The sequence below is a fragment of the Gammaproteobacteria bacterium genome (assembly GCA_037388465.1).
In the GTDB taxonomy this organism is placed as follows: Bacteria; Pseudomonadota; Gammaproteobacteria; order SpSt-1174; family SpSt-1174; genus JARRKE01.
Genome location: JARRKE010000083.1, coordinates 1 through 8,342, shown reverse-complemented (window position 1 = coordinate 8,342; position 8,342 = coordinate 1). Strand labels below are relative to the sequence as shown.

9 protein-coding genes are annotated in these 8,342 nt (G+C 65.1%); 1 reads left to right on the top strand and 8 read right to left on the bottom strand.

Going from position 1 to position 8,342, the window contains the following annotated elements; translation table 11 throughout:
- The 3 genes from P8Y64_12380 to P8Y64_12370 form a co-directional block, all read right to left on the bottom strand.
- The coding region (locus P8Y64_12380) for a prepilin-type N-terminal cleavage/methylation domain-containing protein (GenBank protein ID MEJ2061262.1) at positions 1-119 on the bottom strand (119 nt) is incomplete at its 3' end.
- Between the two features lie 161 nt (positions 120-280).
- Entirely contained in the window at positions 281-1,036 is a 756-nt protein-coding gene (locus P8Y64_12375) for a hypothetical protein (GenBank protein MEJ2061261.1), read from the bottom strand.
- A 5-nt stretch (positions 1,037-1,041) separates the two neighbouring features.
- The gene (locus P8Y64_12370) at positions 1,042-1,809 is read right to left on the bottom strand and encodes a hypothetical protein (protein ID MEJ2061260.1); all 768 of its coding nucleotides are present in this window, start codon (positions 1,807-1,809) and stop codon (positions 1,042-1,044) included.
- Positions 1,810-1,884: 75 nt separating this feature from the next.
- Here P8Y64_12370 and P8Y64_12365 point away from each other — a divergent pair, with 75 nt between their 5' ends.
- The gene (locus tag P8Y64_12365; GenBank protein MEJ2061259.1) at positions 1,885-3,591 is read left to right on the top strand and encodes a hypothetical protein; all 1,707 of its coding nucleotides are present in this window, start codon (positions 1,885-1,887) and stop codon (positions 3,589-3,591) included.
- On the opposite strand, the gene P8Y64_12360 is transcribed toward P8Y64_12365, so the two are convergent.
- Genes P8Y64_12360 through P8Y64_12340 form a run of 5 tightly spaced genes read right to left on the bottom strand, consistent with a single transcriptional unit; the run spans position 3,570 to position 8,244 of the window.
- Positions 3,570-4,271, bottom strand: coding sequence for a type II secretion system protein (locus P8Y64_12360; GenBank protein MEJ2061258.1), 702 nt, complete (start codon positions 4,269-4,271; stop codon positions 3,570-3,572). The genes P8Y64_12365 and P8Y64_12360 overlap by 22 nt on opposite strands.
- A 23-nt stretch (positions 4,272-4,294) precedes the next feature.
- On the bottom strand, positions 4,295-5,515 hold the full coding sequence (locus P8Y64_12355) for a hypothetical protein (protein ID MEJ2061257.1): 1,221 nt from the start codon (positions 5,513-5,515) through the stop codon (positions 4,295-4,297).
- A complete protein-coding gene (locus P8Y64_12350; GenBank protein MEJ2061256.1) occupies positions 5,512-6,027 on the bottom strand; it encodes a hypothetical protein in 516 nt (171 codons plus the stop codon). The genes P8Y64_12355 and P8Y64_12350 overlap by 4 nt, the downstream gene beginning before the upstream one ends.
- A complete protein-coding gene (locus P8Y64_12345) occupies positions 6,024-6,668 on the bottom strand; it encodes a hypothetical protein (protein ID MEJ2061255.1) in 645 nt (214 codons plus the stop codon). Before P8Y64_12345 ends, P8Y64_12350 begins: the two co-directional genes overlap by 4 nt.
- Positions 6,655-8,244, bottom strand: coding sequence for a hypothetical protein (locus tag P8Y64_12340; protein ID MEJ2061254.1), 1,590 nt, complete (start codon positions 8,242-8,244; stop codon positions 6,655-6,657). Before P8Y64_12340 ends, P8Y64_12345 begins: the two co-directional genes overlap by 14 nt.
- Between the last annotated feature and the right edge of the window lie 98 nt (positions 8,245-8,342).

The window sequence follows — 8,342 nt, the reverse complement described above, 5'->3', positions numbered from 1 at the left end:
TTCTTGACCTTGGCATTGGTGATCAGCTCCTGTCCCTTGAGGATACCCCCCAGCAACAGTCCGATGATGACCAGCACGATGGCGATTTCGACCAGCGTAAAACCGTGTTGACGCTTCATGGACAATACTCCCGTATCGTTGTCGTAGGCTGATTTCAGCCGCTTTAACATACCCTAAGCAGTATCCATGCCATAAGAATGGATTTGCCTATCCGTCTGTTTCTGCTTAATTTACGACCAAATTATCCTTGCCGCTGTGATCCAGTTCACAACCCGTTTGTTTACATGTCGTCGAAGCGTCGAGATTTCGTCATTTCGCGCTTCAAGGCCTCCAGACGCTCGCGCAGAAAAGTCCGCTCCCCGGCCTGCAGCCCCGACTCGGCAAGACGCTGGCGCAGGATCGCGATCGCCCGACCATCATTACCGCTTTTGGCGAGCAGAATCCAGTAAATATCCTTCACCCAGTCCGGCACGTCGCTTCGCTTGCGGGTCAATCGATACAGGTCCTTGGCATAGCGCAGCGAAACCCGATGATCCGCGAAGTCCCGGGCGGCTATCACCGTCACGTGTGCCATCGCCTGCCAACCGATTGCGGGACGTTTGATGAATTCCCGGTGCACGAAGTCGAACATCTGCCGTTTGCGGGCACGATCCGCTACGCCGCCGTAGACCTGCGCCGCCAGCAGCAGGGCGTAACGGCTGTGCGGATCAAGGCGTATCGCCTGTCGCAGCCATCCCTCGAGTCGGCCGTAGTCCATGTGGCGGAACTCGGCGTAATGCCCGGCCAGACTGTCCCGCGACTGCAGCCACAGGAGCAGAAAGGCGCTGGCCGGCGCCGCGTCGTTCAGACTCAGCAGCCGCACCACCCGGTCCGGCAGAGGCGGCGGCAGCGGCCCGGGCCGGAACACGGACTGATGGCGAAACCCGGCATAGATGAGCTGGACGAGCAGGCAGGCCGCCAGTACCAGCCAGACCGGCTTCGGTACGGCACCCAGTCGCCGTTCTTCGCCCGCCTTGAGCATGCCGCGCAAACGCATAGCGGTCAGAAATTGCGCCGGTAGAGATCGACCATGCCGGCCGCGATGAGCAGGCCGAGATATATCCCGCCCTGCAACAGGATGTAACCCAGGCTGCCGAGATGACCGTCGCCATACATCAGCCATTCGCTACGCGCAAAATGCCCCAGGTCGGGCACGAACCACATCACACCCTGGGCCAGGCGACCGCTGAGGTGATCCGACCAAGTGGCATCCGGCTGGGACGCCGCGGCAACTGCCATCGCTTCGAGCACGGCACCGACGCGCGCCAGCAGATAGGCCCCCAGCGTCGCCATGAACGATGACGTAAGGTGTCGCAGCGTCATGCCGAAAAACATGGCCAGCGCCGAGACCAGCCACAGCTCCACAAGCAGGGAAAGCGCCCAGAGCAAGACCATGTCGATCTTGGCGACGAACCAGAGCGGAAGAGTCAGCAACAACACCAGGCCCGAGGAAACCAGCAGGTAGCCCCCCAGACGTCCCAGGTAAAAGGCGCCTCGCGACACCGGCAACGCCAGGCCGACCTCGATAAAACGCTGTTCGAAATCCCGCGCCAGTCCCGAAAGAACGAACAGCATGACCAGCAATACCGCAGCGCCGCGCAGCACCGAGCCCAGCAGGCCCGCTTCTATGCTGCGCTGATCGGTCAGGGCCAGCGACCCGGCGAATCCCGCCAGCCCGAGAGAGAGGACCACCACCACAATGGCCAGCCACAGCAGACGACTGCTGCGTGCTTCGAGCAAAACCAGGCGCGTGAACGTCAATGGCCGCATGTGCACCACTGCGAAGGGAGACAGCGTTGATTATAAAGGGCGGGAAACCTCTGGCGCCTCTGGCACAATGGATTTGTGAACACGATCAAACAATCGACCCTGCTCGCCCGCCAGCGGCTGCGCCTGCTGGGATTGTTGTTGATCTCACTGCACGGCCTGCTGTGGTTTTCCACGCCCATTCTGGTCTGGCCGCTGGCACTGATTCATCTGGGCGTTTTCCTGACCTGGCAGCCGCTGGTCAATCCGCGACGCTCGTTGCGTTTGTCGGTGTTGCTGTTCTCCACACTGGTTCTGGTGTCGCTTTACCTGACGCTGGGCGACAAGATGCTGGTGCTCTGGATCGTGTTTCTCACCGCCCTGCTCGCCGGCCAGGGCCTGCGCGAGCTGCCTGACCGCTGGTATCACCTGATCGCACTGGCGGTACTGATCCTGGAACTGTTCACGCGCGGCCTGCCGCTGGCGTTCGACCCCGCCCTGTTCACGGGCCAAGCCAGCCAATGGGTTTCCGTGCTGCTGCTGGTCGCGAGCGCGATACTGCTGCTGCCGACCGCCAAGCCGGTACGCCGGGGTTCGCTGGATTTCATGTACGGCATATTGATCGTACTGGTGGTAGTGCTGGTGGCAGTGGGCGGACTGCTCATCATGTACCTGGAAGGCCAGGGTTATCTGTCCGCGCTGCTCAAGTCGCTGCTCGGCGTCGCCGCCCTTCTGCTCACGCTGGCCCTGCTGGGCCGGCTGCTCGGCCTGACCCCTTCGTATGCACTGCTGTGGACCCGCTACCTGCTCAACCTGGGGCTGCCTTTCGAAGAATGGCTGGGAGAGCTGTCCGCCCTGGCGGCACGCCCGCAGATGACCGCGCAGAGATTCGCCGACACGGCCCTGTCGAAACTCACCGAACTGCCGTGGGTGGACGGCGTGGCGTGGCGTTCGCAAGCGCTGTCACTGGAACATGGCGACACCGGCGGACGCGGCATCACGCTCGAGCGCGACGGCATACTGCTGACGCTGTTTTCCCGCCACCGGCTGAGCGGCGCGGCCCAGACCCATGCCCGGCTGCTGCTGCAACTGCTGTGGCTGCTGTACGCCGCCAAATGCCGTGAAGAGACGCTGGCCCGCCAGGCCCGCCTGGAGGCAATCCACGAGACGGGCAGCAAGCTCACGCATGACATCAAAAACCTGCTGCAATCCCTGCACGGACTTACCGGCATCGTGCAGACCGCCGGTCCCGGGCAGCGCGAACAGGCTTTCCAGCTGATCGAGCAACAGCTGCCGTTGCTCGGCGAGCGTCTCCAGTCCACGCTGAACAAGCTGCAGACGCCGACGGCCGGGGAGGACACGGTCCGCGTCCCGCTACGCGACTGGTGGGAGGCGCTGCAGGCACGCCACCACGGCAGGGAGCTGGAATTCGTCGCCCGCCTCTCGGTGGATACGGAAGTGCCCGAGGCGGTTTTCGACACGGCCGCCGACAACCTGATCGACAACGCGCGCCGCAAACGACTGACCATGCCGGACCTGAGCATCCGCGTGACGCTGGATGCGGACGAGCATGAACTGCGCCTGACGGTTTGCGACAGCGGGGCGGCCGTCGCGCCGGACATCGCCGCGCAACTGCTGCATGAACCGGTGGATTCGGCGAACGGCCTCGGCGTCGGCCTGTATCAGGCCGGCCGGCTCGCCGCCCGCAACGGCTTTGATCTGCGGCTGGCACACAACGAGCCGGGGCATGTCTGCTTTGGACTGCGCCGGCGCAGCGATGGGGATCAGGGCAGGCGGCCGGCCTGAACCATGTTGTACATCAACACCGAGGTCGGCAGCCACACGACGTCATCGTCGAAATTCGAACTCTCGACATGGCTGACGAAATTGTCGTTCGCCGCACCGTTGAAATTGTCCTGCTCGTCGGCACCGGCACCGCCGGTCGGCCCCTGAGTGCCGCTCGAGGTGTAGCCGCCGCGCCCGTTTTTACCGAAGGACACGATTACCGCGGGCACCTGCGCCGCCAGCGCACCGCTCAGCGGCGTGGTCGACGCCGGAAGCACGTAGAGGGTGCCGGCCGTCGCCAACGTGAAGGTCGGTGCCGCACTGGCGTAGGCCGGCGTGACCCGATATCCGAAGCGCCGGCCCCAGGCATCGGTTTCCTCCACCCCCAGGGTCTGCCAGGGCACCACGCCCCAGGAGGTCGCCGCCGTGGTGCAGGTGGCGCGCTCCACGCCGGCGTTGGTGGCGCCGGTCGCGATATTCGGCGCAGCGGGGCACGGCAGCCGTCCATGCTGAATGGCGAAACCGATCAGAGCCTGCTTCACGGCGTCGAGGCGCGCCTGGGTCTCCTTGATGCGGTTGGTTTCGACGCGCTGGCCGAGCGGCAGCAGAACGCCGCCGATCAACAGGCCGACGATGACCAGTACCACGGCCAGTTCGACCAGTGTAAACCCCGCTTGGGGTGAATGACTGGACTGTTTCATGACGTTTCCCGTGCGTGCATCGGTTATGGCGACACGATACGCAGCTGATCGTTGAAGCTGCTCGAAGTGGCGTTGCGCTCGAACACGTCGTCGCCCGGGGAGGCATTCTGCCCCTCCAGGTAATTGCCCGGGCTGCCGGACGGTCGCGTTTGTCCGGCCAGCGCCGGGCCATCCAGGATGACCAGTGCGTTGACGTTGTTGTTCGGTGCCGGCGCATTCTGCACCGTCAGGCAATTCACCCCCGGCGTGCAGGCCGCCGGCGCCAGCGCGTAATAGCTCACGGCCTGCCAGTCGTCCGCGGTGAACCAGGCCGGCAGGGTCGGCGCGTTGCCACCGGCACAGGAAGCGCCCCAGTTGTATGGCAGCGCCGTCACCACGGGCAACAGCCCTTCGCGCAGCGAGGGGCTGCTGGTGTACGTCGCCGTGAGCGGATTGCCGTACGACGCCGCCCAGGGATAGACCCCGCAGGCCACCCGGTAGGCATTCAGCGTGTCGCGCAGGTCGCCCGCGATCCGCTTTTCCACCGCAGCCAACAATTCACCGCGGGTAATGGGCAGGACCAGATCGTTGGCGATGACGTGGCCCGCCGCATCCCGCACCGGCCCCATGATGAAGCCGTTGAGGGTGTTGTTGGTGAAGTTGGCGTTGTCTTCGCCGTAGGCGATATCGAGAAACTGGCGCGGGTTGTACGGCTGGCTTGCGCGCCCGGTCTGATTGAAACCGTCCTGGCGTTGCAGCGGTGAGCCCGGGGCGATGACGACAGCCACCACCGCGGAATCGTCGGTGCCGTTGTTGATGACGGCGTTGCCGCTGTTGCGCAGCGTGATGCTGCCGCGGGTGTCGCTGTTGATGGTCAGGGAGCCGGGGAAATTCGCGAAGTTGTTGGACACCGCATACCACAGCGGCGCGCCGGTGCCGTCGCGCAACTGGTCGATGCCCAGCGTCTTCCAGGGCAGCTGCCCCACCGTACCCACACCGCCCGTGCTGCAGGGCGGGTTCGGCACCCCGTTGCCGTCCGTATCCGGGCAGGGCAGGAACCCCGGTCCGCGGGTACCGGAAATCTCGGGATAGTTGACGGCGTAGCCGATGAGCGCCTCCCGCGCCCAGCGCAGGGCCTGCTGGCTGCGCTGCATCTGATCGAGTCTAGGCCGAATGTCCGTATGCGCCGTCACGAACAGGGTCAGGCCGGTCACGGCCAGCAGCAGGAACAGGATCAGCAGGGCGACGCCACGCTGGCGTCTCACGGCCCGCCATCCTTTTGCGGCGGCACGAGGGGCGGGGACTGTTTTTTCGCTGCGGCCTCGGCGCCGGCTGTTGCGACCGGGGCCGCCGGTGTGGATGCCGGCACCTGATATCCCTCCAGTACCTTGCCGCTGTCGCGGTCGTACACCTGCCCCGGCTTGAGATAGACGCGATGACCGTCCGGCAGCCGCAGACGGATGCGGCCGTCCCGCAAATGGCGGATCTCCACGCGGAGACGGTCGGGCAGGACCTCGCCCTTCAGCGTGCTCGCGTCGTTGACCCATGCCGCGTCGAGTCCGTCACTGCGCTCGACCAAGCCGTTGAAGCGGATGTAACGCGGCAACTGCACGGTCGCCACGGGTTCGTCTCCCCCGCCCGCCGGTTTGCTCGACAGGGCGCGGCGTTCGCTGTCCAGCACCTGCCGCTGGGCCGGGGTCAGAAACAGCCGCCCCAGCGGATCGGCCTGTGCCGTACCGATCAGCAGCAGCAACATCAGGCCGTATGCCCGCTTCACGAACCACCCCCCGCCGGCGCCGCCGGAAACAGGTCACCCTGTTGTTCCAGCGTGGTCCACTCGAACCCGCAGTCCACGGCCAGGTTGGGCGACCGACCGCTTAGATCGGGCTGGTTGCCCTGGTACAGGGCCTTGAGGGAGCAGTAACGCACCTGCATCAGCTTGCTGAAGCCGTGATCACCCAGGCTGTCGACGAGGTTGATCAAATCCCCGCCGTGCAGCGCCTGCATGCCGACCTTCATCCGCGTCGCATACACCGCGATGTTGCCGCCGCCGGTTTGCGCGCCGGCATCGTGCAGTTGTTCGCGGGGCTGGAGCGTGTAGGTCAGCACGCCCAGCTTGAGGCGGGTATTGGCCTGCTGCAGCGCGCTCAGGTATTCCAGGCGCGCACCCTTGCCGATCACGCCGTCTTTCACGAACTCGCGGTAGGGTGCGGCATACTGGTCGTAGGCCGCGCGGGCCTCGGCCAGTTCATTGAAGGTGTTCTGCAGACTCGCCTCCCGTGCATGTACGGCGTCGTAGGCGACCTGCCGTGCGTCCCGCCAGTGCAACGCGGCCAGCAGCGTGCCGCCCGCGACGGCAAGCAATATCCCGCTGATCAACAGGTAGGCCCTCAGATAACGCCAATCAACGGCCGGCATCGGCGAGCGCCTCGGTTTGGGGCATGCGGGCCACGACAACCAGTTCCAGGGAGGCCTTGGCGTCGCCCTCGAGATCGACCGACGTCCCCGTATTGCCGCGAATCTCCTTGTCGGCATCGATATCCAGCGGCATATGCAACACCTTCACCTGGACCACATGGTCGAGCTTGCGCAATGCGCTGATCACCTCGCCCGCCAGAGCGATGGCCTGGGCGTAGCGATTTTGGTAATTGACCAGATCCAGCTTCATATAAGCCGCTTCGTAGACCACGGTGCCGGCCGGCGCCCCGGGAACATGTACCGCTTCCAGCCGCCCCTGCTGCATGTCGAACCGTTCGCCCGATCCCCAGGCCCAGTCGAAGCGGTGCAGAACCACGTTCGGGAAACGGTCCAGCACGCGGCTGACGGGGACCATCAGGTCCTTCGGCCGGTGCTGCGAGGATGCCTGCAGCCGCCTGGCGGTCAGCACGATGGATTCCAGCACGCGCGGCCCGGGTAGTCCGGGTTCCTGGCTGGACTGCATGCGGCGGTTGGCTTCCTCCAGTTGCACGGCATGCATGCGCGCCGTTTCGGTCTGGGTCTGCAGGCGCATGCCGTCCAGAACGGCATCGCCGCCCCACCACAGCGCGGCGAGCAGCGCCGCGCCGGCCAGGGCAACACCCGCTTCGCCCGCGCGTTTGTGCAGGAAGTAGTGCCGTTCCTGCATCCCGGCGTAATGGTTGGCAGGCCAGGACTGGTTGAGCAAAAAGCACGCGTACAGGGCGCTGCTGTAATCGGTCGGCAAAGACTTCGGCAGCTTCAGGTGGCGCGCAACCCGGGCCCGTTCGAGGATTTCGTATCCCAGGCGGTCGTCGGAAACCAGATCCTGCAACAGTTCGTTGCGATGGCCCTCGCTGTTGGCCACGACCAGTACCCGCAGGCGCGAGCCCGCCGGGATCAGGCGCCGGTTGTCGAGATAGGTGCGCGCACGCCGGACCTCCTCGGCCACCCGCTGGCCGTCCGCCCGGTCGCCCGCCCGGCGCAGCGGCGCCTGCCGGCTGAGTTGCAGCCGGCCGTCCAGATACAATCCCTGGCGCAACGATTGCGCCCCCTGCTGACTGACCAGCAGGACATAGCCCTTGTTCGCACCCAGACGGCTGACGATGTCCTCGCCGACCAGCGGCGCGGAGTAGATGCCCTCCACGGCGGCCTTCGCATCCTGCAGGCGCTGAAGCCACGGCTTGAGCAGCTCGTTGTTGGTGATGGCCGACAGCAGCACCTCCTGGTGTCGACCGCGGGGCCGGCCCAGCAGGTGGACGTGGCGATATCGGGATTCGCGGAAATAGCGGTTCAGGTTGCGTTCGTATACCGCCTTGCGGTCCTGCCCGTAGACCCGCGGCAGGGTATCGCGCACGAACTCTTCTTCGATAACGTCCGTGAGCAGACGGAAATTGAGGCGCGGATGCGCACGCAGAAATTCGCTGAACGCCTGCTTGCCGTGTTCGTCGGGCGCAAACCCCTGCACGGTGCACTGCGAACCCGCGCGCAGATAGGCGGTCATGTAGTGTCCGGAAAAAAGCAGTACGCAGCGTTTCATCACATCGCGCCCATACTGACCGCCGTGTTGTATACCGGGCCGAGCGTCGAGAACATGACCCACCCGACGATGGCGCCGAGCACGACCGTGAGCGCCGG